General features: G+C 73.4%; 20 protein-coding genes and 2 pseudogenes. 14 read left to right on the top strand and 8 right to left on the bottom strand.

The features are described from left to right. The first annotated feature begins 326 nt into the window (after window positions 1-326). Window positions 327-563 carry a hypothetical protein gene (locus tag ABZ807_RS19345; RefSeq protein ID WP_357159425.1) on the top strand — a complete coding sequence of 79 codons (237 nt, stop codon included), beginning with the start codon at window positions 327-329 and terminating at the stop codon, window positions 561-563. A gap of 715 nt (window positions 564-1,278) precedes the next feature. Here ABZ807_RS19345 and ABZ807_RS19340 read toward each other — a convergent pair. Continuing rightward, a pseudogene (locus ABZ807_RS19340) lies at window positions 1,279-2,399 on the bottom strand (cellulose binding domain-containing protein). Between the two features lie 252 nt (window positions 2,400-2,651). Between ABZ807_RS19340 and ABZ807_RS19335 the strand changes: the two are divergent. Next, a complete protein-coding gene (locus ABZ807_RS19335) occupies window positions 2,652-3,758 on the top strand; it encodes an FAD-dependent monooxygenase (RefSeq protein WP_357159422.1) in 1,107 nt (368 codons plus the stop codon). 129 nt (window positions 3,759-3,887) lie between these two features. Continuing rightward, a complete protein-coding gene (gene ctaD, locus ABZ807_RS19330; RefSeq protein WP_357159419.1) occupies window positions 3,888-5,645 on the top strand; it encodes a cytochrome c oxidase subunit I in 1,758 nt (585 codons plus the stop codon). Window positions 5,646-5,732: 87 nt separating this feature from the next. Here the strand turns inward: ctaD and ABZ807_RS19325 are convergent, their stop codons facing one another. The 5 genes from ABZ807_RS19325 to ABZ807_RS19305 form a co-directional block, all read right to left on the bottom strand. Further along, window positions 5,733-7,091, bottom strand: coding sequence for a M28 family metallopeptidase (locus ABZ807_RS19325; protein WP_357159416.1), 1,359 nt, complete (start codon window positions 7,089-7,091; stop codon window positions 5,733-5,735). A gap of 215 nt (window positions 7,092-7,306) precedes the next feature. After that, window positions 7,307-8,521, bottom strand: coding sequence for an MFS transporter (locus ABZ807_RS19320; protein ID WP_357159413.1), 1,215 nt, complete (start codon window positions 8,519-8,521; stop codon window positions 7,307-7,309). 64 nt (window positions 8,522-8,585) lie between these two features. After that, the gene (locus ABZ807_RS19315; protein WP_357159410.1) at window positions 8,586-9,167 is read right to left on the bottom strand and encodes an isochorismatase family protein; all 582 of its coding nucleotides are present in this window, start codon (window positions 9,165-9,167) and stop codon (window positions 8,586-8,588) included. 15 nt (window positions 9,168-9,182) lie between these two features. Further along, window positions 9,183-10,469: a nicotinate phosphoribosyltransferase gene (locus ABZ807_RS19310; RefSeq protein ID WP_357159407.1), complete on the bottom strand. Its 1,287-nt coding sequence runs from the start codon at window positions 10,467-10,469 to the stop codon at window positions 9,183-9,185. A gap of 25 nt (window positions 10,470-10,494) precedes the next feature. Further along, window positions 10,495-12,999, bottom strand: a complete 2,505-nt coding sequence (locus ABZ807_RS19305; protein ID WP_357159404.1) for an AAA family ATPase — start codon at window positions 12,997-12,999, stop codon at window positions 10,495-10,497. A gap of 200 nt (window positions 13,000-13,199) precedes the next feature. Here ABZ807_RS19305 and ABZ807_RS19300 point away from each other — a divergent pair, with 200 nt between their 5' ends. From ABZ807_RS19300 to rdgB, 11 genes and pseudogenes are all read left to right on the top strand, one after another. Next, window positions 13,200-14,774, top strand: a complete 1,575-nt coding sequence (locus tag ABZ807_RS19300; protein WP_357159401.1) for a hypothetical protein — start codon at window positions 13,200-13,202, stop codon at window positions 14,772-14,774. Window positions 14,775-14,889: 115 nt separating this feature from the next. Then, entirely contained in the window at window positions 14,890-15,180 is a 291-nt protein-coding gene (clpS, locus tag ABZ807_RS19295; RefSeq protein ID WP_357159398.1) for an ATP-dependent Clp protease adapter ClpS, read from the top strand. 2 nt (window positions 15,181-15,182) lie between these two features. After that, a complete protein-coding gene (locus tag ABZ807_RS19290; protein WP_357159449.1) occupies window positions 15,183-15,677 on the top strand; it encodes a DUF2017 domain-containing protein in 495 nt (164 codons plus the stop codon). Between the two features lie 54 nt (window positions 15,678-15,731). After that, window positions 15,732-16,220 (top strand): M67 family metallopeptidase, encoded by a 489-nt coding sequence (locus ABZ807_RS19285; RefSeq protein ID WP_357159395.1) that lies wholly within the window; start codon window positions 15,732-15,734, stop codon window positions 16,218-16,220. Between the two features lie 62 nt (window positions 16,221-16,282). After that, window positions 16,283-16,582, top strand: a pseudogene (locus tag ABZ807_RS19280) (MoaD family protein); the annotation flags it as partial. Window positions 16,583-16,755: 173 nt separating this feature from the next. After that, window positions 16,756-17,721 carry a pyridoxal-phosphate dependent enzyme gene (locus ABZ807_RS19275; protein ID WP_357159391.1) on the top strand — a complete coding sequence of 322 codons (966 nt, stop codon included), beginning with the start codon at window positions 16,756-16,758 and terminating at the stop codon, window positions 17,719-17,721. Between the two features lie 192 nt (window positions 17,722-17,913). Further along, window positions 17,914-18,660: an MBL fold metallo-hydrolase gene (locus ABZ807_RS19270; RefSeq protein ID WP_357159388.1), complete on the top strand. Its 747-nt coding sequence runs from the start codon at window positions 17,914-17,916 to the stop codon at window positions 18,658-18,660. A gap of 83 nt (window positions 18,661-18,743) precedes the next feature. Then, the gene (locus ABZ807_RS19265) at window positions 18,744-19,883 is read left to right on the top strand and encodes a glycosyltransferase family 1 protein (RefSeq protein ID WP_357159384.1); all 1,140 of its coding nucleotides are present in this window, start codon (window positions 18,744-18,746) and stop codon (window positions 19,881-19,883) included. Window positions 19,884-19,897: 14 nt separating this feature from the next. After that, on the top strand, window positions 19,898-21,049 hold the full coding sequence (locus ABZ807_RS19260; protein WP_357159446.1) for a glycosyltransferase: 1,152 nt from the start codon (window positions 19,898-19,900) through the stop codon (window positions 21,047-21,049). 46 nt (window positions 21,050-21,095) lie between these two features. Continuing rightward, the gene (gene rph / locus ABZ807_RS19255) at window positions 21,096-21,824 is read left to right on the top strand and encodes a ribonuclease PH (RefSeq protein WP_357159381.1); all 729 of its coding nucleotides are present in this window, start codon (window positions 21,096-21,098) and stop codon (window positions 21,822-21,824) included. A 52-nt stretch (window positions 21,825-21,876) separates the two neighbouring features. Continuing rightward, window positions 21,877-22,494, top strand: coding sequence for an RdgB/HAM1 family non-canonical purine NTP pyrophosphatase (gene rdgB, locus ABZ807_RS19250; protein ID WP_357159378.1), 618 nt, complete (start codon window positions 21,877-21,879; stop codon window positions 22,492-22,494). Between the two features lie 107 nt (window positions 22,495-22,601). Here the strand turns inward: rdgB and hutH are convergent, their stop codons facing one another. Together hutH and hutI are read right to left on the bottom strand one after the other, a co-directional pair. Next, window positions 22,602-24,137, bottom strand: coding sequence for a histidine ammonia-lyase (gene hutH / locus ABZ807_RS19245; protein WP_357159375.1), 1,536 nt, complete (start codon window positions 24,135-24,137; stop codon window positions 22,602-22,604). After that, window positions 24,134-25,303: an imidazolonepropionase gene (gene hutI, locus ABZ807_RS19240; RefSeq protein ID WP_357159372.1), complete on the bottom strand. Its 1,170-nt coding sequence runs from the start codon at window positions 25,301-25,303 to the stop codon at window positions 24,134-24,136. The genes hutH and hutI overlap by 4 nt, the downstream gene beginning before the upstream one ends. Between the last annotated feature and the right edge of the window lie 15 nt (window positions 25,304-25,318).

The raw sequence follows: 25,318 nt of genomic DNA, 5'->3' as shown, positions 1-25,318 counted from the left end.
CGCCCCGCCCGGCAACCCGCCGGCGGGGCATCTTCATGCCCCTACATCCGCACCACCGATGACGGCTACATCCTCACCAAGAACGCCAGGCAACACAGGAGTCCCGGGACTACTGGCAGCGCAACCTCAAGCCCAAGGCTGCCGCCTCCGCCACCCCCGCGCCTGCCAGCATTCCGCTGCCACCGAGGGACCTCGCGCCGCTGCCGTCGGGTCGAGCACAGCTGAACGACCTGCTCAAGGTCAGGTTCGGCGCCGCCGCCGTCAGCAAGGAAGTCAGCACGGTGTACGGGCGGTATGTCGTTCCGCGTCAGACGCGAGCTGAGATCTTGCGAGTCCTTGCCGACGTGCCGGGGTTCCTCTGGCGGGGACAGGTCACCGATCGGGCCGGCCGGAAGGGTGTAGCCATCACCTTCGACGACCGCGACAACAACGCGCAGTCCCTTTTGATCTTCGACCCCAACACCGGGGAACTGCTCGCCCACGAGCGGCTAACCCTCTCACCGGTACGGATCAGCGCATACCAGGTAATCCTCGACACTGCCTGGACTGACCGACTCAACTGAATTGCCGGTCCCGGGGCCGCTTCCACGGGGGTGGCCCCGGTCCGCGTTTCACCTCGACGGTCGGGCCGGGCCATCCACGGGCCAGTAGCCGTGGCGCCCAGCAGTCAGGAGGGGGCACGAGCGGCACCCGACTTTGCCGCCGGCCGCAGGCGTTTTGGGCATCACGGCCCGTTGAGCGCGCCCTTCCATACTGAAGGTGTGCATAGTTCGCTCCTGCGGCTGATTGAGCGCCTGGCCGAGCTGCCAGACGACGCGACCCTCTACGCGGCTCGTCCGTGGACACCTGAGTCGGACGCGGTTGCCGCGATCGAGGGGCCGGGCGGTGAGTCAGCCACCGAACTCCCGTATGCATCTAACAAACCATGATCAAACCGGACACTCCCGAACAACGCCGGGGCCGTGGATGGCCACCGGCGGCGAGGCTGGCGTTCAAAGTGATATACGGAGGGGGCGCGACTGCTGTCACGTCCCCTCCGCCCTTTGTCGGTGTGGAGAAGTAGGCCACGTTTCGGCGGGGTGAGCTGGTCCGCGAAGGGAGGCACATCACTCAGCATCTGATGGCCGGGGAGGTCCGCTGGCACCCCCACATGCAGCCGACGGCCTTTCCGGAGCGTGCGGACCTGCTCTGTCGCCATGGCCATGTGAGCGAGGGGCGGTCGGACAACGCAAAGGGGTGTGACTCGACGGGTCACACCTTTGCCGTTCTCAGCGAGCGTCAGCCCTTTGAGCAGGCGACCCCGTTGAGCAAGAAACTCGTTGGCGACGAGTACGCCCCGCTCAGCGTCCCCTGGTACCCGAAGCTCGCCGTACCGCCAGGAGACAGGGTCCCGTTGAAGGTGACGTTCTTCGCGCTCACCGCGGACCCGCTCTGCGTCACCGTGGCGTTCCAGGCGTTGGTGACCTGCTGCCCCGACGGCAGTTGTAGGTCAGGTTCCACCCGTTGATAGTGCGGGAACCCCGGTTGGTGATCACCACGTCGGCCGTGAAGCCGTTGTTCCAGACGTTCGGCGTGTACTTCACCGCGTAGGCCGCGCCCGACGGGGGCGGGGTGGTGGTCGGCGGCGGAGACGACGGCGGGGTGGTCGGCGGCGTCGTCGTGGGCGGGGTGGTGGAGCCGCCGGTGTTGACGCTCTGGGAGAAGGAGTTCACCGCGAGGCCGGCGCCGCCCTGCCAGGGCTCGAAGCCGGCCTGGATGTTGGTCAGGTACCAGTCGTTGGTGATGGCGCCCCGGTTGCGGGTGTCGGTGATGAAGTCCAGGACGTCGAAGCTCATGCTCTGGATGGGCGACGGGGCGACGTACGAGATGACGTTGTTCGCACCGTTGCTGCCGCGCCAGACCTCCCAGCTGCGGCCGGCGAGGGTGGTGTTGCCGACCGGCGAGCCGATCGGCTGGATCGGACCCTGGCGGTTGAACCAGATCATGATCTCCATCTGGTTGACGCCGTCCCTCTTCGGTGACGGGTCGAGCCAGAGGTCGTACGCGGCGTCGTAGATCGCGCCGCTGACGTAGTTGTAGGAGATGCTGCTCGGCGCGCTGCTGATCTGCTTTACCTGGATCGGCAGGTTCGTGCCGGGGGGGCAGTTGGTGTAGTGGCACCCGACGAAGATCGACGGATACGACACCGGCGCGCCGTTGGTCGGCGCCGAGCCCTGCTGGCTGGTGATGCTGAAGCCGGTGCTGGTGACGTTGATGCACTGCTGGGCGCTGGTGCCCCAGCGGTTGTTCTGCACCACGTACCTGTTGCCGATCACGGTGGAGCCGTACTACTCGCAGATCTGCGTGTCGGCGGAGGCGGTGCCGCCGAGCGCGACGGCGACCAGCGATCCGGCGGCCAGCTGGCTTCCGAACAACGTTTGGCGGGGCGGACCGCAGAGGAGTGAAGTCGCAGGTCATCCTGGGAGCGGGGAGTGCCGGCGTGCCGGACGATGGTGGGTCGGCCGGGTGGGGACATGAATCACTTACGCGAACGGCGGCGTGCGGCCGAGGAGCGGACGGCCGGGGCCGATCAGGCCCTACCGTGCGCCGATCGCACGGAGTAGTGTCTTGCCTCCAACGCGTGCCGAACCCCTCCGGAGGCGTACACCACCATGGGTGGCTCCCCCCTGCGCATCCTCGTCGTCGGCGCGGGCATCGCCGGTCTGGCCGTCGCCCGGGCGCTGCGGATGGCGGGTTTCCGGCCGGACGTCACCGAGAAGCTCCCCCCGAACGGGCTGGTCGACACCGGCCTCTACCTGCCCGGCAACGCCGACCGGGCGCTGCGCCGCCTGGACCTGGACGGCCCGGTCCGCCGGCTTGGCCAGGTGATCCACCGGCAGCGCTTCCTGGACGCGGCGGGGGAGCCGCTCTGTGAGGTGGATCTCGACGCGCTCTGGTCGGGGGTCGGCGAGTGCCGGGCGCTGCCCCGGCGGGACCTCTACCAGGTGCTGCTCAGTGGCGCCGGCGGCGCGGTCCGGCACGGTGCCGAGGTCAGCGCGGTGGAGTTGCTGCCGGCCGGCGTCGGGGTCACCTTCACCGACGGCACCGGCGGCGAGTACGACCTGCTCATCGGCGCTGACGGGCCCCGGTCGGCGGTGCGCTCCCTGGCCGCGCTCGGCGGGCCGCCCCGCCCCGCCGGCCAGGTGGTCTACCGCGCGGTGGTGCGGGACGGCCCGGAGGTCGCCGACTGGACGGCCCTGCTCGGGCAGCGCGCCGGCTTCCTGGTGGTGCCGATCGGCGCCGGCAGGCTGTACTGCTACGCCGACGAGGCCGGCACGGTCGCCCCGGCGGATCCGGCCGCCCGGCTGCGCGAGCTCTTCGGGGAGTACGGCGGGCCGGTGCCCGCGGTGCTGGACGCGCTGCGCGACGTCCAGGTGGGGCTCACCGACGAGGTCGAGCTGGGTCGCTGGCACCGGGGTCCGGTGCTGCTGGTCGGCGACGCCGCGCACGCCACCGCGCCGACCCTGAGCCAGGGCGCGGCGATGGCGCTGGAGGACGCGGTGGTGCTCGCCGAGTCGCTGACCGCGGCCGGCAGCGTCGAGGCGGCGCTGGTGGCGTACGAGAGTCGCCGCCGCCCGCGTACCCGATGGGTGCGGGACCGGACCCGGGACCGCAACCGGACCCGGGACGTGCCGCCGGCGCTGCGCGACCCGCTGCTGCGCGGGCGCGGCGGGCGGATCTTCCGGGAGCACTACCGGCTGCTCGTCGACCCGCTGTAGAGCGGTCGTCCATCCTGCCCCACCACCCCGAGCGGCGCAGCCAGCTGCCGGGGACTATCCTCCTTCCGGATGACGGCTCGCAGATAGAAGCGCGTGCCGAGCGGGACAACCGAGAACCGGAGGCCATTCGTGACCACCGTCGCACCCAAGCCGGTCGTGACCCGGCCATGGCCGGTCCGAGAGCCGGTCAAGGGGTCGGCCATCGCGCGGCTGCTGCGCACCACGGACGCGAAGCAGATCGGGATCATGTACATGGTCACCGCGTTCGTGTTCTTCATGGTCGGCGGCCTGATGGCCCTGATCATGCGTGCCGAGCTGGCGCGGCCGGGCCTGCAGTTTCTGTCGCCCGAGCAGTACAACCAGCTGTTCACGATGCACGGCACGATCATGCTGCTGTTCTTCGCGACGCCGGTCGTGTTCGCCTTCGCGAACTACATCGTGCCGCTGCAGATCGGCGCCCCTGACGTTTCCTTCCCCCGGCTCAACGCCTTCGCCTACTGGCTCTACCTCTTCGGTGGCCTCATGGCGACGGCCGGCTTCGTCACCCCGGGCGGCGCCGCCGACTTCGGCTGGACCGCCTACACCCCGCTGAGCAACACGGCGCACTCGCCGGGCGTCGGCGGGAACCTGTGGGTGCTGGGCCTGGTCATCTCCGGTCTGGGCAGCATCCTCGGCTCGGTCAACCTGATCACCACGATCCTGACCCTGCGGGCCCCGGGCATGACCATGTTCCGGATGCCGATCTTCACCTGGAACATGCTGGTCACCAGCCTGCTGGTGATCCTGGTCTTCCCGCTGCTGGCCGCCGCGCTCCTGGCGCTCGCCGCCGACCGGCTGATCGGCGCCCACGTGTACGACCCGGCCACCGGCGGGCCGATGCTCTGGCAGCACCTGTTCTGGTTCTTCGGGCACCCCGAGGTGTACATCATCGCGCTGCCGTTCTTCGGCATCATCAGCGAGATCATCCCGGTCTTCTCCCGGAAGCCGATCTTCGGCTACAAGGGTCTGGTCGCCGCGACCATCGCCATCTCCGCGCTGTCGATGAGCGTCTGGGCGCACCACATGTTCGGCACCGGCCAGGTCCTGCTGCCGTTCTTCAGCTTCCTGAGCTACCTGATCGCCGTGCCCACCGGTATGAAGTTCTTCAACTGGCTCGGCACCATGTGGCGGGGCCAGATCACCTTCGAGACGCCGATGCTCTTCGCGGTCGGCTTCCTGGTGACCTTCCTCTTCGGTGGTCTCACCGGTGTGCTGCTGGCCAGCCCGCCGCTCGACTTCCACCTGCACGACTCGTACTTCGTGGTGGCGCACTTCCACTACGTGCTCTTCGGCACGATCGTGTTCGCCGTCTTCGCTGGCATCTACTTCTGGTTCCCGAAGATGTTCGGCCGGATGCTCGACGAGCGGCTTGGGAAGATCCACTTCTGGCTGACGATGATCGGCTTCCACACCACGTTCCTGGTGCAGCACTGGCTGGGCAACGAGGGCATGCCGCGTCGGTATGCCGACTACCTGCCCAGCGACGGCTTCACCACGCTGAACATGTTCTCCACGATCGGCGCGTTCATCACCGGTATCTCGACGCTGCCGTTCATCTGGAACTGCTGGAAGTCGTACAAGTCTGGCCCGGTGGTCGAGGTCGAGGACCCGTGGGGCTACGGCAACTCGCTGGAGTGGACCACCAGCTCCCCGCCGCCCCTGCGCAACTTCGACCGAATTCCGCGGATCCGCTCCGAGCGGCCGGCCTTCGACCACAAGTTCCCGGAGCTGGCCGCCGGCCAGACCCTCGCCGGTCCGCCGGAGGGTGGTGCCAGGCCGCTGACCAGCGCGTCCAACGGTGGCGCCAGCTACCAGGAGGACACCGCGGGCAACCTCGACCAGCGCTGACCGCGCTCGGCTGCACGTACGACGGGCGCCGTCCCCATCGGGGACGGCGCCCGTCGCCTTTGTCCTCCCGCCCATGGGCGGGACCCGTCAGCGGGCCGTCGCGTACGCGGCGCAGCCGATCAGCTCGAGCGACACCTGGAGCCGCTCCAGGCTGATGTTCTTGGCGATCGTGTCCTCCGGGGTGTGGTACGGCGGCTCCAACAGTGCCGGCGTCTCCTCGCCACGCCAGGAGAAGTTGGCACTGGCGATGCCGACCTGCTGGAAGGACTGGTGATCGCTGGATCCGCGCTGCGTCACCGCCGAGATCCGCGGGTCGTAGCCGAGGCGAACGGCGGCGGCCGCCACCTCGTCCGTGGCCCGGTTGGACTGCCCGGTGAACGAGAGCAGCCAGTAGCGCGTCGCCGGGTCCCAGCTGGTGGCGACCATGTCGTTCTGGTAGACCGCGAGGAACCGGTCCCGCTCCGCCTGCGGGAGTTGCGCGACGTGGTGGCGGGAGCCGAGCAGCCCCTGCTCCTCCGAGCCCCACAGGGCGAACCGGAGAGTGGCGTTGACCGGGATCGCGCGCAGCACGCGGGCCAGCTCGAGACAGAGCACGGTGCCGGAGCCGTCGTCGTTGGCGCCGGGAGCGCCGATGACCGTGTCGTAGTGGGCGCTGACCATGACCACCGGTCCATCGGCACCGGACCGCCCCACCCGCTCGCCGATGACGTTGTGCGAGGTCAGGTTGCGGTGCGCGGAGGTGGCGATGGTGAGCGTGAGCCGACCGCTGGCGAGCAGGGCACGCAGCCGGTGCTTCTGCGCCTGGGCCACCCCGACAACCGGGATCGGCACCGGCGAGTTGGCCGAGCCGGGCAGGGTCGGCGAGAACGTCGCGGCCCGCCGGGGCTCTACGAGGTCGGCCGGGAGGAACACCACGCCGGCGGCCCCCCGGGCCTGGGCGGTGGCCACCAGCTGCTCGCGCCGCGACGACACGTAGTCGATCAGCACGATGCAACCGGTGACGTCCGCCGGGTAGTTCTCGGGTGCGCCCGCGCCCACGTCCACCACGTCGCCACTGGCGGTGGTGTCCAGCGCGGCGTGCGGAGAGGCGCCGGCCTGCCAGCACAGGTCGGTGGGGAGTCCGGCCGGCGAGCCGAGCTGGGCGAGGAACTTGTCCGCCACGGCGAACGGCTCCAGTTGCGTGTCGTACCCCAGGTGGTCCAGCGTCCGGGCGATGTAGTCGGCGGCGCGACGCTCGGAGGCCGTCCCGCCGATGCGCGGTCCGATGTCCTCGCTGAGGACGCGCAGATGCGACAGCGCCCGCTCGGCCGAGGCCTGAGCGATCACCTTGCGGTCGTCGGGGGTGAGGGTCGGCGGCCGGTGTGCGCCGGGCCGCTGGTCGGTTGCCGCCCAGGCGGGGGCGGGAAGGGCAACGGTGGCCGCGCCACCGAGGGCGACCGTCAGCATGCGCCGCCGGCTCACCGTAGAGCGCGACGAGTCGGTTGCGGGTGTAGCGGGGTAGCCGCTGTATGAGGGCATGCGTTCTCCTGTTCGGTTGCTGAGCCCGGTCTGACCGATGAGTGACCGAGCTCACCAAGATCACGACGCTACCCCGCTCGCACACCCGCTCCAAGATCCGTTTGGTTCTGGCAACGGCCCGACCGGTCGAGGTGGTGGCGGACTCAACCAGTTATGGTTGCCGCCGCGAGGCTGCGGGCGCCGTCGGCCGTGACCCGGCGCCACCGCAGCTCGGCGAGGCCCACGACGGCGGCCACCAGCACGCCGATCGCGCCGGTCACCGCGAAGCCCCAGAGCGGCGTCCAGGCGTCGATCACCGCACCGGCCAGCGGGGCCCCCACCGCGATGCCGACGGTGACCGCCGAGCCGTGCAGGCCCATCGCCTCGCCGCGGACGGAGGCCGGGGCGAGCCGGCTCACCGCGTCGGAGCTGGCCGCGATGGTCGGGGCGCAGAGCGCGCCAGCGGGGACGAGCGCCAGGCAGAGCAGCCACCAGTGGCCGCCGCCCAGCCCGACCGGGATGGTGCAGAGGCTCAGCGCGGCGGCCAGCGCCAGCGGGGAGAAGGAGCGGCGGACCGCCCCGTACGCGAAGCCACCGACCAGCGACGCGACCGCCCACATGGTGAGCACGGCGCCGGTCCAGCCGACCTCGCCACTGGCCCGCAGCACGGCGACCACCGCGATGTCGGTGCCGCCGAGCACCAGGGTGGCTGCGGCGCTGACCGCGAGCACGGCCAGCATCCGGGGGGTGAGCCACTCCCGCCGGGGCGTCCGGGGCTGCGGCCCGGCCGGCTCACCGGCGCTGCGGGTGGGCGGGTTGAGCAGCCAGAACGCGACGCCCGAGGCGATGACGCCGGCGCCGACCGCCCAGAGCGTGGTGCGTGCCGAGATGGTGGTGGCCAGCGCTACGGCGAGCGCGGGCCCGACCATGAACGACAGCTCGACGGACATCGAGTCCAGCGCGTACGCGGGACGCCGCCGGTCCTCCGGGGCCAGCGCGGCGATGGACTGGCGGACCATCGAGAAGATCGGCAGGGCGAGCAGCCCGGCGAGGAAGGCGGCCGGCAGCAGCACCGGGAGCGAGAGCGCCGGCGCGCTCGCCCAGAACACCGCCTCGGCGACGGTGGTCAGGGCGACCACCGGGCGCAGGCCGCGCCGGTCGACCAGGCGGCCGAGCAGCGGCGAGCCGAGCGCCGCTCCGACGGTCATCGCGGCGCCGACCAGGCCGGCCGCGCCGTAGCTGGCGCCCAGGTCGAGCACCACGAAGAAGGTGAGTGTCACCCCGGTCGCGGTGAGCGGGATGCGGGCCAGCACGGACACCAGCAGCAACGGCCGGAGCCCGGGCAGGGCCAGCGTCTGCCGGTAAGGCGTCAAGTTCACGATGGTCCGTACCTCCGGCGGTCATCCTCGATCGGGGGTACGACATCGGCAAGCGATTACCGGCTCAAGCGGCCCTGATCACAGGCGTACCGAGCATGGTGACCCCGGCGCCGTCCATCGCCCGCAGCGCCACGTCGAGGGTGTCCGGCGCGACGGCGGCGGTCAGGTCGAGCAGCACTGTGGTGTCGAAGCCCTCGCGGGCGGCGTCCAGTGCGGTGGCCCGGACGCAGTGGTCGGTGGCGATGCCGACCACGTCCACCCGGTCGACGTCGTGCCGGCGCAGCCAGTCGGCCAGGCACTCGCCGTCCTCCGCGTGCCCCTCGAACCCTGAGTACGCGGCACAGTACTCGCCCTTGTGGAAGACCGCCTCGACCCGGTCGGTCTCCAGGTCGGGGTGGAACTCGGAGCCGGCGGTGCCGGCCACGCAGTGCCGTGGCCAGCACTCGACGTAGTCCGGCGGATCGCCGAAGTGCGCCCCCGGGTCGATGTGGTAGTCCTTCGTCGCCACCACGTGGTCCCACCGGTCGGTCTCGGCGGCGAGCAGCCGGGAGATGCCGGCCGCCACGCCCGCCCCGCCGGCCACGGCGAGGGAGCCACCCTCGCAGAAGTCGTTCTGCACGTCCACGATGATCAAGGCGTTGGCCATCGGAGCGTCCCTTCCTCAGGTCGCGGGTACGACGGTCACCGGAATGGCCGGGTCGCCCCCGGAGAGCTTGAGCCCTTCCCACGGGATGGAGATCAGGCACTGTCGCAGGTGCTCCCGGGACTCGTCCAGCGAGGGCAGCGCGACCGGCTCGCCCTCGATGATGAAGGAGCGCTGGAGCAGGCGGTCGTTCGGCTGCCGGTCCGGCACGCCCTGCGGCACGATGACCTCCTCGGTGGCGGTGCCGGTGGGCTTGTGCCGGCGTACCGCGACCTTCCGGCCGCCGATGGTGGCCTTCTGCTCGGAGCGCTTGACCACCTGCCGTCCCGCCACCTCGACCAGCTTGTAGACGAGCCCGGCGGTGGGCGCGCCGGAGCCGGTGACCACGGCGGTGCCGGCGCCGTACATGTCCACCGGCTCGGCGGCGAGGGCGGCGATGGCGTACTCGTCGAGGTCGCCCGAGACGATGATCTTCGTCTCGGTGGCACCGAGCGAGTCGAGCAGTTCGCGGGACTGGTGGGCGATCACCGCCAGGTCGCCGGAGTCGATCCGGACGGCCCGCAGCTCCGGGCCGGCCACCTCGATCGCGTTGCGGATGCCCTGGCTGATGTCGTACGTGTCGACCAGCAGCGTGGTGTCCTTGCCCAGCGTGGCGACCTGCGAGGCGAACGCCGCCTTCTCGTCGTCGTGCAGCAGGGTGAACGCGTGCGCGGCAGTGCCGGCGGTGGGGATGCCGTAGCGCTGGCCGGCGGCGAGGTTGGAGGTGAACCGGAACCCGGCCAGGTACGCCGCTCGCGCCGCGGCCACCGCCGCCTCCTCGTGGGCCCGCCGGGCGCCCATCTCGATCAGGGTGCGGCCACGGGCCGCGGTGACCATCCGGGCGGCGGCGGCGGCGACCGCGCTGTCATGGTTGAGCACCGACAGCACCAGCGTCTCCAGCACCACGCACTCGGCAAAACCGCCGGAGACGGTGAGGATCGGCGAGCCGGGGAAGAAGAGCTCACCCTCGGCGTACCCGTCGACGTCACCGGTGAAGCGGTAGCCGGCCAGCCACTCGGCGACCCGGTCGTCGACCACCCCGGTGCGGCGCAGGAAGTCCACCTCGTCGGCGTCGAAGCGGAAGTCGCGGATCAGCTCGACCAGCCGGCCCGTCCCGGCGACCACCCCGTAGCGGCGCCCGGTGGGCAGCCGCCGGGTGAACACCTCGAAGGCGCAGCGCCGTTCGGCGGTGCCGTCTTTCAGGGCGGCGCTGACCATGGTCAGCTCGTAGTGGTCGGTCAGCAGCGCGGGGCGAAGGGTGCTCACCGCCCCAGCCTAGAGTTGACGCCGGTTACGCGCCTTCGTGGCCTGTGATCGATCGCAGCGCCGGCCGCAACGCCTCCAGCGCCGGCGTGCGGATCTGGTCGCAGCTACCCAGCAGGCCGGCGAGCCGCTGGTGGGCGGAGCCGGCCGAGGCGGCGCGTGCCCGGCGCAGCCCGCCCAGCGCGGTCGCGGTCGCCTCGGCCGCCCAGACCGGCAGGTCGAGCGCGGCGAAGCCGTCGGCCACCTCCAGCAGTTCGGCGTAGTCACCGGCGACAGCGGCCCGGGCGTGGCGGGCGAGCAGGGGCGGCAGCACCCCGTCGACCCGCTCGGAGAGCTCGGCCAGCCGCTGCGCGACGGTGCGCCGCCCGCCGTCGGTGCAGGTCGGGCCGACCGGCGCCGCCGCCCGCCCGAGCCGGACCAGGTCGTGCAGAACCAGCACCTCGTGCCCGGCGAAGTCGTCGGCGCGGAGCCGGTCGGCCAGGTCGCACAGGTGCTTGGCGGCGCCCGGCAGGTCGCCGCCGGCCGCCAGCACCGCGCCGCGGGCCTGCTCCAGCCAGGGGTAGAGCACCACCATGCCAGGGGCGTGGGTCCGGTCGGCCTCGGCCATCGCCGCCGCGGCGTGCCCGGCCTCGCCGCGCAACGCCGCGGCCTGGGCCCGTTCGGCCTGCGCCAGCCCGGCGTAGACCCGGCTGGTGGTCAGCACCGCGCAGGCGCCGAGGCTGACCTTCAGCGCCTCGCCGCTGCGCCCGCGCAGCCGGGCCGCGTACGCCTGCAGGATCGCCAGGTAGCCGGTGCCGAGCCGGAAGTCGCCGGCGCCGGCCAGGTCGGCGAACTCGTCGGCGACGATCGCGTCGATGCCGGCCAGGTCGCCGGCGAGGGCCAGCCGGGTGCCCCGGGCCAGTTCCATCGCCAGCTGGAGGTAGGGCATGTCGCTGCGCCAGTGCGGCGCCTCCGCCGCCACCCGGGCGATCGCCGTCGCGCTGCGCCGGAACTGCCCCCGCGCCGCGTCCAGATGGGCGATGGTGCAGCGGGCCAGCTCCCGGGCCGCCACGCCGGCGGCCGGGCGGTCCAGCACCGACCGGGCGAGCCGGAGCGCCTCCGCGCCGTCCAGGCCGTGCAGCCGCATGATCGCCTCGAAGGCGCGCACCCGCGCCTGGTCGCCGGGGTCGGTCAGCTGCGCGCCCGCCTGGGCGATCTCCTCCACGGTGGACGGCCGGCTGAGCCCCCAGTAGCTCACCATGCCGCGCACGGTCAGCCAGCGGCTGCGCCGCCGGTCGCCGTCGATCTCGCCGGCCACCGCGTCGAGCACCCGGATCGCCTCGTCGGGCCGGTCGGCGAACATCAGGATGGTGGCGAGCAGTTCCGTGGCGTCGAAGCCGCCGCCGGCGTCGAGCGCCGCGCGGGCCAGCCGGGTCGCCAGGGGTACGTCGTACCGGGCGAACGCCTGGGCAGCCGCGCCGAGCAGCAGCGTGGCGTCCTGGGCGGTGCCCGAGTCCAGCCGCCACGCCGCGACCCGGAGCAGGTCGCCGCGCCGCCGCGCGCCGACCAGTTCCAGCAGGTCCGCCAGGCGCGCCTGCAACCGTCGGGTACGGCTGACCGGGCAGCGTCGCCGCATCATCTCGCCGTAGAGCGGGTGGGCCAGCCGGACGTCGAGCCGCCGGTCGTTGTGGACCATGGTGATCAGGCCGCGCTCCTCGGCCAGCTCCACGTCGGCCGGGTCGGCGGCCCGGTTCAACAGGGTCAGGCCGAGGGGTTCGCCGAAGGCGATCAGCTCCACCACGGCCCGGACGCCCGGCTCCAGCCGCCCGATCCGGGTGTCGATCAGGTCGGTGAGGCTGGGGGCCAGCTCCAGCCGGCCGGTCCAGCGCCAGACCCCGTACCGGCGGTCCAGCTCGCCGCCGCCGGCGGCGGCCAGCACCAGCTCGCGCAGGAGCAGCGGGTTGCCGGCGGAGAGCCGGAACAGCCGGTCGGTCGAGCCGGCGTCGACCGGACCGTCCAGGATGGCCGCGAGCAGGTCGGCCGTCTCGGCCGGGCCGAGCGGGGCGAGCTCGAGATGCTCGACCAGATCGTCGGTCCAGAGCGCCCGGATCGGCAGCGGCACCTGCTCGCCGTTGCGCAGCGTCCCCAGGATGGTGGTGTTCTCCTGGCGGGCGAGCAGGTGGACCAGCGCGGCCGACGGCGGGTCGAGTAGATGGGCGTCGTCGATGGCGAGCACGATCCGCCGGCCGGCGGCCTGCTCCTGCAACACCTCGACGCCCCAGCGCAGCACGCCGGCGGGGGAGAGGCCCGGCGGCTGCTCGGCGGGGAGCACCTGGGCCAGCCCGCCGAACGGCAGGGCGCCGGTGGCGGTGCTGGCCGCCACGTACCAGATCGCGTAACGGTCGGCGGGGAGCGACTCCACCCCCTCGCGCAGCAGCCGGCTCTTGCCGATGCCGGCCCGGCCGCTGACGAAGAGCCCCGCCTCGGCGCCGTCCACGGCCGAATGCAGACGGTCAAGTTCAGCTGTTCGGCCGACGAAGGTCCACCGACTCATCGGTGCAGCATATCGACGGAAATCCGGGTCCGTGCACGCAGTCACGCTGCGAAGTTGAGTAATCTCGTGGTTGTCGGTGAGTATCCGCGGTGTTCGGTGAGGGTCGGTACCGGCCCGTACCCTTCCGGAAGCCGGGTGCCACCGCACCGGACGTCCACGCGGGCGGATCACCGCCGCCCGCCCGCAACGGGAGGCCGCCGATGACACCCGGTCCGCTCCCCGGGGTCGACGCGCCCGACGACGTGTCCGGTGGTCCCGGCGGCGCGGTCGAGCTGTCCCGCTGCGGTCCGCTGTCCGCCCGCCTGGGGGTCACCGAGCCCGGCCCCGACGAGCCGCTCGCCGTGGTCGCCGCCGGCCCGGCCGCCGCGGCCCGCCGTAAGGTGCTCGCCGCCCTGCTGGGCGTCGCCTCCGGCATGCTCGACGTGCCGGCGGGCAGCTGCCTGCTGGTCCGGCACGCCCGGGTCGCCACCCGTGCCGCGTACGTGCCGGGCTACCGGCAGCCCCACTCCTACGGCGCCGACCAGACGGCGGCCGGTCCCGCGCTGGCCCGCCCGCCGCGCCGGGTCGAGCTGAGCCTGCCCGAGCCGCTGCTGCGTCACTTCGCGGTGCTCGACACACCGGACGCCCACACCCTCGGGGTGGCCGGCGGCCGGGTGCTCCTGGACGCGGTGGGCCGCGGTGGCGCGCTGCTCTACGTCATCGGCGCCGACCAGGCCTTCACCGCCGCCGAGCTGCACCTGCTGGCCGAGGTGGCCCGGGCCCGGGTCGAGGTCTTCTTCGTGGTCACCCCCGGCGCGGGCGGCTGGACGCCGGCCGGGGGGGAGACCGGGACGGACGACACGGAGGCACCCGTCCCGTCGCCTCGCGACGTGTCGTCCGGGGCCGGGGCCCTGCTGGATCCGGCGGAGGTCAGCGTCGAGGCGCACCGGGCGGCCCTGCTCGCCGCCGTGCCGGCCCTCGCCGCCGCCCGCTGGTTTCCGGTCCACCGGGCGGAGCATCCCGGCCTGCGCCGGGCCCTGGTCGGCTGGGCCGCCGACGAGGTGCTGCGCCGGGGCAGCCGGCAACCGCCCGTGCTGCCCGGTGCCCACGGACGGGTGGCCGCCGTGCCCGACGCGGACGCGGGGGACTGGTCGGAGCGGCTGGAGCGGCAGACCACCGGCTGTGCCCGCAGCATCCGCCAGCACCTCGCGCTGGAGCTGGCCAACGTCCACCTGCGGGCGGTCCAGGAGATCGTCTTCGGGGTGGGCTGCGCGGGCCTGCCACAACTGCTCGACCAGGAGATGGCGGCGCTGTCCCTGCTCGCCACCACCCAGTGCGACCAGGCCGTACGCGCGGTCATCGACGACGCCGCCGCGCGGGTCCTCGGCGCGCCGCTGGCCGAGGGAGTCCGGCAGCGGATCGCCGCGGCCGTCCGGTGGGGCCTGGCCGACCAGCCGCAGGGTCAGGACCTCGAACGGGTGTTCCTGGTCACCAGCACCGCCGGGGTGGGCGAGCTGGCCGGCGCCGGCGCGATCGAGGCGCTGGCCGGCCATCCCGGGGCGGACCGTGCCGAGGTGCTGCCGCCGTTCGCGGTGGCGCTCTCCGGCGGGTGCTGGCAGCACTGGCGCACCCCGGGCAACAACGACCCGAATGCCGCCCGGTCCTGGGCCCAGCGCGCCCTGCGTGAGGTGGAGCTGGAGCTGTCCCGCGAGGTGTCCCGGCGCTTCGAGGCGGTCCGTCTCTCCCTCGGCGCGGTGCTCTCCGATGCCCTCGACCACGGCATCCTGCTCGCCTGAGCGCGGCGTCGTCGCGCCGTCGCCCCGCCCGGTCCCCGTGGCCCGGGAGGGTGATCCGGGCCGCCCCGGCGTTCCGGTTCATCGGTTCGCCGAATCCGATGGCACGATGGGGGGCATGGCCGCTCCACAGGTTGCACCGGTCGAGACGCCGGACACCGACGAGGTGCCGGTCTCGGACCGGCCTTGGGTGACGATCGTCTGGGACGACCCGGTCAACCTCATGACGTACGTGACCTGGGTCTTCCAGAAGCTCTTCGGGTACAGCCGGGAGAAGGCCGAGAGGCTGATGCTGGACGTGCACCACAAGGGTCGGGCCGTGGTGTCCAGCGGCGCCCGGGAGCGGATGGAGCACGACGCGTCGCAGCTGCACGCGTACGGGCTCTGGGCGACGGTGGACCGCTCGTGAGCATGTTCCGCCGCCAGGGCGGCCGATACGTCGCCACCTTCGCCGTCGACGAGGTGCGCGTCCTGCGCAAGGTCGCCTCCGAGGTGGTGGGGCTGCTCACCGACGGGTTCGACCACTCCGACCCGGTGGTCGGGCGGCTGTTCCCCGACGCGTACCCGGACGACCCGGCCAACACCGCGGAGTTCCGCCGGTACACCGAGGGCGACCTCAAGACCGCCAAGATCGACCAGGCCGGCGCGATCCTGGCCGCGCTGCCGGACTCCGCCGGCGGCGAGGTGCGGCTGGACGCCGAGGCCGCCGAGGCGTGGCTGCGGGCGCTCAACGACGCCCGGCTCGCCATGGGTGTCCGGCTGGAGGTCAAGGACGGCACCGACCTGGGCGAGGAGCTCGACGACGCGGTCGCCGAGGACCCGACCTCCTCGCGGGTGTTCCAACTGTCGGTCTACGCCTACCTGGGATATCTGCAAGAGTCCCTGCTCAATGCCCTGATCGACTGAGTGTGACGGTCGCCGCCTCGCCGCCGGCGGCGGGTGGGCGCTAGGCTGGGCCACGTGTTGAGCATCGACCGGTCGATCGTCGAGGCGATCGTCGCCCACGCGCGCCGGGACCACCCGGACGAGGCGTGCGGCGTGGTCGCCGGCCCCGCCGGCAGCGACACCCCCACCCGGCACATTCCGATGGACAATGCCGCCCGTTCGATGACGTTCTACGAGTTCGACTCGATGGAGCAGCTGCGGTTGTGGCGGGAGATGGACGACCGCGACGAGGAGCCGGTCGTCATCTACCACTCGCACACCGCGACGGAGGCGTACCCGTCCCGTACGGACGTCTCCTTCGCCGGCGAGCCCGGGGCCCACTACCTGCTGGTCTCCACCCGCGAGTCCGACACCGAGGAGATCCGCTCCTTCCGGATCGTCGACGGTGTGGTGACCGAGGAGCCGGTGCGGATCGTGGACGCCGCGGTGGACCCGCACGCGGTCCAGTCCTACATGTTCGGGCAGAGCCCGGCGACGGTCGACTACGAGTGTTCCGGCCGCTGACCTTCAGCGCCGTCCACTTTCCGTCCGTCACCGAGGCACACCCGATCAAGGAGCACGACACCATGGCCATCGAGGTTCGCATCCCCACCATCCTGCGCAGCTACACCGGCGGCGCGAAGGTCGTCGAGGGCGCCGGGGACACCCTGGGCGACCTGCTCACCGACCTGGACTCCCGGCACGCCGGCCTGAGGGCCCGGCTGGTCACCGACGCCGGGGCGCTGCACCGCTTCGTCAACGTCTACGTCAACGACGAGGACGTCCGCTTCCTCGGCGCGCTGGACGCCAAGCTCAACGACGGTGACAGCGTGACCATCCTGCCGGCCGTCGCCGGTGGCGCGTTCGGCTTCGCGGCGGCAGCCGCGATCTCGCAGCACCGTGCGGCGGCAGCCGCGATCTCGCAGCACCGTGCGGCGGCAGCCGCGATCTCGCAGCACCGTGCGGCGGCTGCCGCGATCTCGCAGCACCGTGCCGCCGCCGCGGCCGTCGCCCCGCGCGGAGCGCGGTCGGCCGTCGACGCCCGCTGACGGCGGTCGTCATGGCGCGGCACGACAGCCTGCTCGACGCCTGCGGCGGCACCCCCCTGGTGGGGCTGCCCCGGCTCTCGCCGACGGTGCCCGAGGGGGCACCGCCGGTGCGGCTCTGGGCGAAGCTGGAGGACCGGAACCCGACCGGCAGCATCAAGGACCGGGCGGCCCTGTTCATGGTCCGCGCGGCCGAGGCGGCCGGCCGGCTCCGGCCGGGCGACACCATCCTCGAACCGACCAGCGGCAACACCGGCATCGCGCTGGCCATGGTGGCCAAGCTCCGCGGCTACCGGTTGGTCTGCGTGATGCCGGAGAACGTCTCCACCGAGCGGGTCCAGCTGCTCCGGATGTACGGTGCGGAGATCATCTTCTCGCCGGCCGCCGGCGGCTCGAACCAGGCCGTCGCCACCGCCAAGCAGATCTCGGCGGAGCACCCCGACTGGGTGATGCTCTTCCAGTACGGCAACGAGGCCAACGCCCGGGCGCACTACGAGACGACCGGGCCGGAGCTGCTGCACGACCTGCCCACGATCACCCACTTCGTGGCGGGTCTGGGCACCACCGGCACCCTGATGGGCACCGGCCGCTACCTGCGGGAGAAGGTCGACGGAATCCAGGTGGTCGCGGCCGAACCGCGCTACGGCGAGCTCGTCTACGGCCTGCGCAACATCGACGAGGGGTACGTCCCGGAGCTCTACGACGCCACCGTGTTGTCCCGGCGCTTCTCCGTGGGCACCCGGGACGCGGTGCTGCGCACCCGGCAGTTGGTGGAGGTCGAGGGCATCTTCGCCGGCTTCTCCACCGGGGCGATCCTGCACGCCGCCCTGGCGGTGGCGCACGAGGCGGTGCGGGACGGTCGCCGGGCCGACGTCGCCTTCGTGGTCTGTGACGGCGGCTGGAAGTACCTGTCCACCGGCGCCTACGGTGGCACCCTCGCCGACGCCGAGGACGCCCTCGATGGTCAGCTCTGGGCGTGACGGCCGGCCACGGGCCGGCCGGTCCACGCAGGCCGGCCCGCCGGTGTCACGTTGATGACAACATCCATTGGATGATTCTTGCCCCGCTGTCGCTGCGCGTAGGCTGCGCAGCGTGGCGTACGCGTCGGTAAAGATCATCGGCGGGGCTGGCACCGGCGTGTCGACTACGTTGAGCAATGGCAGGGCGACTGGATGAGACTGACCGTCCTCGGCTGCGCGGGCAGCTTTCCCGGCCCCGAGTCCCCCTGCTCCGCCTACCTCGTCGAGGCGGACGGCTTCCGCCTCCTGGTCGACTTCGGCTCCGGGTCGCTGTCCACCCTCCAGCGCTACGCGGGGCTGCACTCCCCGGACGCCATTCTCCTGACCCACCTGCACTGCGACCACATCCTCGATGCCGCCTCGTACGTGGTGGTCCGCCGGTACGCCCCCGACGGGCCGTACCCGCCCCTGCCGGTGTACGCCCCGTCCGGCGCGCCGGACCGGCTGGCCGCGGTCTACGACCAGGAGGACAGCACGGTCGAGGACGTGTACCAGTTCTACGGCCTGCAACCCGGCACCTTCCCGATCGGCCCGTTCACCGTCACCGTCGACCGGATGAACCACCCGGTCGAGACGTACGGGGTGCGCCTGGAGCACGGCGGGCGGGTGCTCTGCTACTCCTCGGACACCGCGCCCTGCGAGGCGCTGCTGCGGCTGGCCCAGGACGCCGACGTCTTCCTCTGCGAGGCGAGCTACCTCGACGGCGTGGAGAACCCGCCGGACCTGCACCTCACCGGCCGGGAGGCCGGCGAGGCGGCGACCAAGGCGGGGGTCGGCCGGCTGCTGCTGACCCATCTCGTGGTCGCCTGGGGCAGCGAGTCGCGCACCGTCGAGGCCGCCGCCGGCGCGTACGACGGGCCGCTGGAAGTGGTCCGCGCCGGCGCCACGTACGACATCTGAGCGAGCGGATTCGTGCCGAACTGTTCGCCCCCGCGTCAGCGGCCCGTCGGCTGACGCACCGCTGACGCCTGCACGGTGAGGCCATGCGGATCGCCATCGTGACCGAGTCGTTCCCGCCGGACGTCAACGGTGTCGCGCACTCGGTCGTCCGGACGGCGGAACACCTCGTGGCCCGGGGCCATCAGCCGCTGGTCATCGCCCCCGCCCCACCCGGCGCCCGGCGCGGCCCCGACGGGCGGCACGCGTACCAGGTGGTGCGGGTCCCGAGCGTGCCGCTCCCGCGCTACCAGGGCTTCCGGCTCGGTGTGCCGGGCACCCGGCTGAGCGGGGCACTGCTCTCCCACGCACCCGACGTGGTGCACCTCGCCAGCCCGTTCGTGCTCGGCGCGCGCGCCGCGACGCTGGCCCAGCGACACGGACTGCCCACCGTCGCGGTGTACCAGACGGACGTGGCGTCGTACGCCCGCGCCTACCGGGTGGGCTGGGGTGAGGCGGCCGCCTGGCACCGACTGCGGGAGATCCACAACTCGGCGCACCGCACCCTGGCCCCGTCCACCCGGGCCGCCGCCGACCTGATCGCCCACGGCGTGCAGCGGATCTGGCTCTGGCGCCGGGGGGTCGACGCCGTGCGGTTCACCCCCGAGAAGCGCTGTACCGCCCTGCGTCGGGCGCTGGCGCCGGACGGCGAGGTCCTGGTGGGCTATGTGGGGCGCCTCGCGCCGGAGAAGCGGGTGGACCTGCTGGAGGCGACCTCCCGGCTGCCCGGGGTGCGGGTCGTGGTGGCCGGTGACGGCCCGGCCCGACAGCAGTTGGAACGCGCCCTGCCCCGGGTGCGCTTCCTCGGCGTACAGCACGGCGACGACCTGGCCCGTCTCTACGCCAGCCTGGACGTCTTTGTCCACACCGGACCGCACGAGACGTTCGGCCAGACCGTGCAGGAGGCGTCGGCCAGCGGCGTGCCGGTGGTCGCGCCGGCCAGCGGGGGACCCGTCGACCTGGTCGAGCCCGGGGTCACCGGGCTGCTGGTGCCGCCCGCCGATCCGGTCGCCCTGGCCGACGCGGTGGCCGGGCTGGTCGCCGACGTGAGCCGGCGGACGGCGTACGGGGCCGCGGGGCGGGCCGCGGTCAGCCGGCACAGTTGGGGACTCGTGGGCGACGAGCTGATCGGGCACTACCGAGCGGTCCTGGCCGGCGTACCCGCCGCCGGGCTGTCGGCGGCGTGATGGCCGGGCGGGTGCTGCGGATCGTACGGCTGGCGAACTTCGTCTCCGGTCGGTCCGGCGGGTTGCGTACCGCACTTCGCCACCTCGGCGAGGGCTACCGGGACGCCGGGCACGAGCCGGCGCTGGTGATTCCCGGCGACCGGGCGGGCGTGACCCGGCACCCCTGGGGGTCGGTGGTCACCCTGCCCGGGCCGACGCTGCCCGGCAGCGGCGGTTACCGGGTGCTGACCGACCGGGCGGCGGTGCGGCGGCTGCTCACCCGGCTGGCGCCGGACCGCCTGGAGGTGTCCGACCGGAGCACCCTGCGCTGGACCGGCACCTGGGCGCGGGCCCACGGAGTGCCGTCGGTGATGGTGTCCCACGAGTGCCTGACCGGCCTGCTCGGCCAGTGGGGGATGACCGGGTCCGCTGCCAGGCGCGTCGCGGACCGGCTCAACCGGCGGACCGTCGCGGAGTACGACCGGGTCGTGTGCACCACCCGGTGGGCGGCGGAGGAGTTCGGGCGGATCGACGCGCCCACCGTCGACCTGGTGCCGCTCGGCGTGGACCTCGCCACGTTCCACCCGGACCGGGCCGACCGCGCCCTGCGCGAGCGCTACGCCGACGACACCGAGGTGCTGCTGGTGCACTGCGCGCGGCTCTCCACCGAGAAGCGGCCGGGGCTGGCGATCGACACGCTCGCCGCGCTGCGCCGGGCCGGCGTGCCGGCGGTGCTGGTGATGGCCGGCGATGGACCGCTGCGCGGCGTGCTGGCCCGGCGAGCGGCCCGGCTGCCGGTGCACTTCACCGGGTTCCTGCCCGACCGGTCGGCCGTCGCCGCCCTGCTCGCCACCGCCGACGTCGTGCTCGCGCCGGGCCCGGTGGAGACGTTCGGGCTGGCCGGTCTGGAGGCGCTGGCCTCGGGCACGCCGGTGGTGGTGAACGCCGCCAGCGCGCTGCCCGAGGTGGTCGGCGGGGCCGGTGTCGCCGCGTACGGCACACCCTCCGCGCTGGCCGACGCGGTGCTCCGGCTGCTCGACCGGCCGGCGGCCGCCCGGCGGGTCGCCGCCCGCGCCCGGGCCGAGGAGTTCGGCTGGCCCGCCGCGGTGGCCGGCTTCCTGCGGGCGCACGGCGCGGAGCCCGACCCGCCCGCTGCGTCGCCGGCGGCGCGGGGCACCACCGGCTGAGGGCACCCCGGGGCGGTTGGATCAACCGACCGCATAGGGTGCAGGCATGGCGCGACCTGACGGGCGGCTGCCCGACCAACTTCGACCGGTGACCCTGACCCGCGGCTGGAGCACCCATCCGGAGGGCTCCGTGCTCGTCGAGTTCGGCGGCACGCGGGTGCTCTGCACCGCCAGCGTCACCGAGGGGGTGCCCCGCTGGCGCAAGGGCTCCGGGCTGGGCTGGGTGACCGCCGAGTACGCGATGCTGCCCCGGGCCACCAACACCCGCTCGGACCGGGAGAGCGTCAAGGGGCGCGTCGGTGGTCGTACCCACGAGATCTCCCGGCTGATCGGCCGGAGCCTGCGGGCGTCGATCGACCTCAAGGCACTGGGCGAGAACTCGATCGTGCTCGACTGCGACGTGCTCCAGGCCGACGGCGGCACCCGCACGGCGGCGATCACCGGCGCGTACGTGGCGCTGCACGACGCGGTGACCTGGCTGGCCGGGCGCAAGGCGCTGGCCGGCAGGCCGGAGAAGGTGATGCACCGGTCGGTGGCGGCGGTCAGCGTCGGCATCATCGCCGGCGAGCCCCGGCTCGACCTCGACTACTCCGAGGACGTGGCCGCCGAGGTGGACATGAACGTGGTCTGCACCGGCGAGGGCGAGTTCGTCGAGGTGCAGGGGACCGGCGAGGCCGGCGTCTTCTCCCGGGAGCAGCTCGACGCGCTGCTCGACCTGGGAATGTTGGGCTGCGTGGAACTGGCCGAGGCACAGCGGAAGGCACTGGCATCGTGAGCGCGAGGAGTGAGCTTGCGAGGCCCGCAGTCGCGAACGAAGGTGACTCAGCATGAACAAGGTCCTGCTCGCCACCCGTAACCGCAAGAAGCTGATCGAGCTCCAGCGGATCCTCGACGGCGCGCTCGGCGCGCACCGGATCGCCCTGATCGGGCTGGACGACGTCGAGGAATACCCGGAGCTGCCGGAGACCGGCCTGACCTTCGGCGAGAACGCGCTGATCAAGGCCCGGGAGGGCTGCCGGCGGACGGGCCTGCCCACCATCGCCGACGACTCCGGGCTGACGGTCGACGCCCTCAACGGCATGCCGGGTGTGTTCAGCGCCCGTTGGGCCGGCGCGCACGGCGACGACCGGGCCAACCTCCAGCTGGTGCTGGACCAGATCGCCGACCTGCCCGACGAGCACCGCGCCGCCTCCTTCGTCTGCACCGTCGCCCTGGTGCTGCCGGGCGGCAAGGAGCACCTGGTCGACGGCCGCCAGGCCGGCCGGTTGCTGCGCGCCCCGCGCGGCGAGGGCGGTTTCGGGTACGACCCGATCTTCCTCGGCGACGGCCAGGACCGGACCAGCGCCGAGCTGACGCCGGAGGAGAAGGACGCGGTCAGCCACCGCGGCAAGGCGCTGCGCGAGCTGGCCAAGCTGGTCGCCAAGGTGCTGCCGCCCGCCGGCTGACCCGGCCCGCCCCGGCGGCGTGCCGCCCGGGCCCGCCCCGGCGGCGGGCGCCCGGTTACGTCGTCACCGTGGCCAGCAGGGCGGCCAGCGCCGCCGGGAGACACGCCCTAGCCGAGCGGGCCGACCTCCCGCTCGATCGCGGCCCGCAGCTCCGGCCCGGCCAGCACCGCCCGGGCGGCCTCCATCACCGGGGCGAGGAAGACGTCCGGCCCGGGCTCGCCGGCGATCGGGCCCAGCGCCTCGACGGCGGCCCGCCCGGCCGGGGACGGGTCCAGCGGCGCGCGGAGCTGGAGCCCGCGCACACCGGCCAGCAGCTCCACGGCGAGCAGGCTGGTCAGGTTGTCCAGCACCGTGCGCAGCTTCTTGGCCGCCGCCCAGCCCATCGAGACGTGGTCCTCCTGCATCCCGCTGGTGGGCAGCGAGTCCACCGAGGCGGGGGCGGCGAGCCGGCGGTTCTCCGCGACGATCCCGGCGGCCGTGTACTGGGCGATCATCAGGCCGGAGTTGACCCCGGCGTCGGGGGAGAGGAAGGCCGGCAGCTCCCGGTTGCGGGCCACGTCGAGCAGCCGGTCGACCCGGCGCTCGGCGATCGCGCCCACCTCGGCGGCGGCGATGGCCAGGTAGTCGGCGGCGAAACCGAGCGGCGCGCCGTGGAAGTTGCCGGTGGACTCGACCCGTCCGTCGGGCAGCACCACCGGGTTGTCCACCACCGACAGCAGTTCCCGCTCGGCCACCGTCGCGACGAAGTCCAGCGTGTCCCGCGCGGCGCCGGCCACCTGCGGGGCGCAGCGCATCGAGTACGCGTCCTGCACCGCGTGTGCCAGGTCGTCGCGGTGTGAGTCCATCACCCGGGAGTCCTGGAGCAGCCGGTGGATGTTCGCCGCCGACGCGGCCTGGCCGGGGTGCGGCCGGATGGCGTGCAGCTCGGGCAGGAACGGCCGCTCCGAGCCGAGCATCGCCTCGATGGCCAGCGCGGCGGTCACGTCGGCCATGGTGAACAGGTGCCGGGCGTCGTGGATCGCCAGCAGCAGCATGCCCAGCATGCCGTCGGTGCCGTTGATCAGCGCCAGCCCCTCCTTGGCGGCCAGCTCGATCGGCGTCAGCCCCGCCCGGCGCAGCGCCTCGGCGGCGTCCAGCCGCTCGCCGGCCGGGCCGAGCACCCAGCCCTCGCCGAGCAGCACCAGCGCGCAGTGCGCCAGCGGCGCCAGGTCGCCGGAGGCGCCGAGCGAGCCGTGTTCCGGCACCCACGGGGTGATCTCGTGGTTGAGCAGGTCCACCAGGGCCTCGGCGACCAGCGGGCGTACCCCGGAGCGGCCGAGCGCCAGCGAGCGGACCCGCAGCAGCATCATCGCCCGGACCACCTCGCGGGGCATGGGCGCGCCGATACCGGCGGCGTGCGAGCGGATCAGCGCGTGTTGCAGCTCGGCGCGGCGCTCGGGCGCGACGAAGGTGTTCGCCAGTGCGCCGAAGCCGGTGGAGACGCCGTAGACGGGGCGGCCGGCGGCCTCGATCCCGTCCACGATGGACCGGCTGGCGGTCATCGCGTCCACGGCGGCCGGATCGAGGACGACCTTGGCGGTGCCGCGGGCCACGGCGAGCACGTCGGCGGGGGTGATCCCGGTGGGCTGGATGGTCACGGTCATTGCGGCACTCCGTTGTGCAGAACCTGGCGGATCAGTGGCACCCCCGGCCGGTAGGCCAGGTGCAGGTGGGACGGGGCGTCCAGGACGACGAGGTCGGCCCGGGCGCCCGGGGCGAGCACCCCGATGTCGTCGCGGCGCAGCGCCCGCGCACCCCCGGCGGTCGCCGCCCAGACGGCCTCCGCCGGGGTCATCCGCATCTCGCGTACGGCGAGCGCGACGCAGAACGGCATCGACGAGGTGTACGACGAGCCGGGGTTGCAGTCGGTGGCGAGCGCGACGGTCACGCCCGCGTCGAGCAACCGGCGGGCGTCCGGGTACGGCGAGCGGGTGGAGAACTCCGCCCCCGGCAGCAGGGTGGCGACGGTCGGCGAGCCGGCCAGCGCGTCGACGTCGGCGTCGGTCAGGTGGGTGCAGTGGTCGACGCTGGCCGCGCCCAGCTCCACCCCGAGCCGCACCCCCGGCCCGGGGCCGAGCTGGTTGGCGTGCACCCGCATGCCCAGCCCGGCCGCCTTTCCGCAGGTGAGAATCGCCCGGGTGTGGTCGGCGTCGAAGGCACCCCGCTCGCAGAAGACGTCCACCCAGCGCGCGTACGGGGCGGCGGCGGCGAGCATCGGCCCGCAGACCAGCCCCACGTAGTCGTCGGGCCGGTCGGCGTACTCGGCGGGGACGACGTGCGCGCCGAGGAAGGTGGTCTCCTCGCTGACCTCGGCGGCGATCCGCAGCGAGCGGGCCTCGTCGGCGACGGTGAGGCCGTACCCGCTCTTGATCTCCATGGTGGTGGTGCCCTGCCGCGTCGCCTCCCCGCGCAGCCGGCGCACGGTGGCCCGCAGCTCGTCGTCGGAGGCCGCGCGGGTCGCGCCGACCGTGGTGCGGATGCCCCCGCCGGTGTACGGCTGCCCGGCCATCCGGGCGGCGAACTCGGCGGCCCGGTCACCGGCGAAGACCAGGTGGGCGTGGCTGTCCACGAAGCCGGGCAGCACCGCGGCACCGCCGGCGTCGATCCGCCGGTCGGCGGCCGGGGCGTCCCGGGACGGGCCGATCCAGGCCACCCGGCCCTCCTCGACCAGCAGCGCCACCCCGCGGCGGATGCCGAGCGGGCCGCCCTCGCCCGCGCCGGCGGAGTTGGTGACCAGCTCCCCGATGTCGTCGACCAGCAGGCTGCTCACGCCGCGCCTCCCGTC

Origin of the sequence: Micromonospora sp. NPDC047548 (assembly GCF_040642975.1) — a bacterium.
Classification (GTDB): domain Bacteria; phylum Actinomycetota; class Actinomycetes; order Mycobacteriales; family Micromonosporaceae; genus Micromonospora.
The sequence above is the reverse complement of the archived record's forward strand: the minus strand, read 5'-3'. Positions and strand labels throughout refer to the sequence as shown.

What these genes read in the sequence shown, in the direction of transcription:
- ABZ807_RS19305 (WP_357159404.1), bottom strand. Translation starts at nt 12,999, where the DNA reads ATGAGTCGGTGGACCTTCGTCGGCCGAACAGCTGAACTTGACCGTCTG.
- ABZ807_RS19325 (WP_357159416.1), bottom strand. Translation starts at nt 7,091, where the DNA reads ATGCTGACGGTCGCCCTCGGTGGCGCGGCCACCGTTGCCCTTCCCGCC.
- ABZ807_RS19335 (WP_357159422.1), top strand. Translation starts at nt 2,652, where the DNA reads ATGGGTGGCTCCCCCCTGCGCATCCTCGTCGTCGGCGCGGGCATCGCC.
- ABZ807_RS19270 (WP_357159388.1), top strand. Translation starts at nt 17,914, where the DNA reads ATGAGACTGACCGTCCTCGGCTGCGCGGGCAGCTTTCCCGGCCCCGAG.
- ABZ807_RS19290 (WP_357159449.1), top strand. Translation starts at nt 15,183, where the DNA reads ATGTTCCGCCGCCAGGGCGGCCGATACGTCGCCACCTTCGCCGTCGAC.
- hutH (WP_357159375.1), bottom strand. Translation starts at nt 24,137, where the DNA reads ATGACCGTGACCATCCAGCCCACCGGGATCACCCCCGCCGACGTGCTC.
- ABZ807_RS19300 (WP_357159401.1), top strand. Translation starts at nt 13,200, where the DNA reads ATGACACCCGGTCCGCTCCCCGGGGTCGACGCGCCCGACGACGTGTCC.
- ABZ807_RS19275 (WP_357159391.1), top strand. Translation starts at nt 16,756, where the DNA reads ATGGCGCGGCACGACAGCCTGCTCGACGCCTGCGGCGGCACCCCCCTG.
- rph (WP_357159381.1), top strand. Translation starts at nt 21,096, where the DNA reads ATGGCGCGACCTGACGGGCGGCTGCCCGACCAACTTCGACCGGTGACC.
- ABZ807_RS19265 (WP_357159384.1), top strand. Translation starts at nt 18,744, where the DNA reads ATGCGGATCGCCATCGTGACCGAGTCGTTCCCGCCGGACGTCAACGGT.
- clpS (WP_357159398.1), top strand. Translation starts at nt 14,890, where the DNA reads ATGGCCGCTCCACAGGTTGCACCGGTCGAGACGCCGGACACCGACGAG.
- rdgB (WP_357159378.1), top strand. Translation starts at nt 21,877, where the DNA reads ATGAACAAGGTCCTGCTCGCCACCCGTAACCGCAAGAAGCTGATCGAG.
- ABZ807_RS19315 (WP_357159410.1), bottom strand. Translation starts at nt 9,167, where the DNA reads ATGGCCAACGCCTTGATCATCGTGGACGTGCAGAACGACTTCTGCGAG.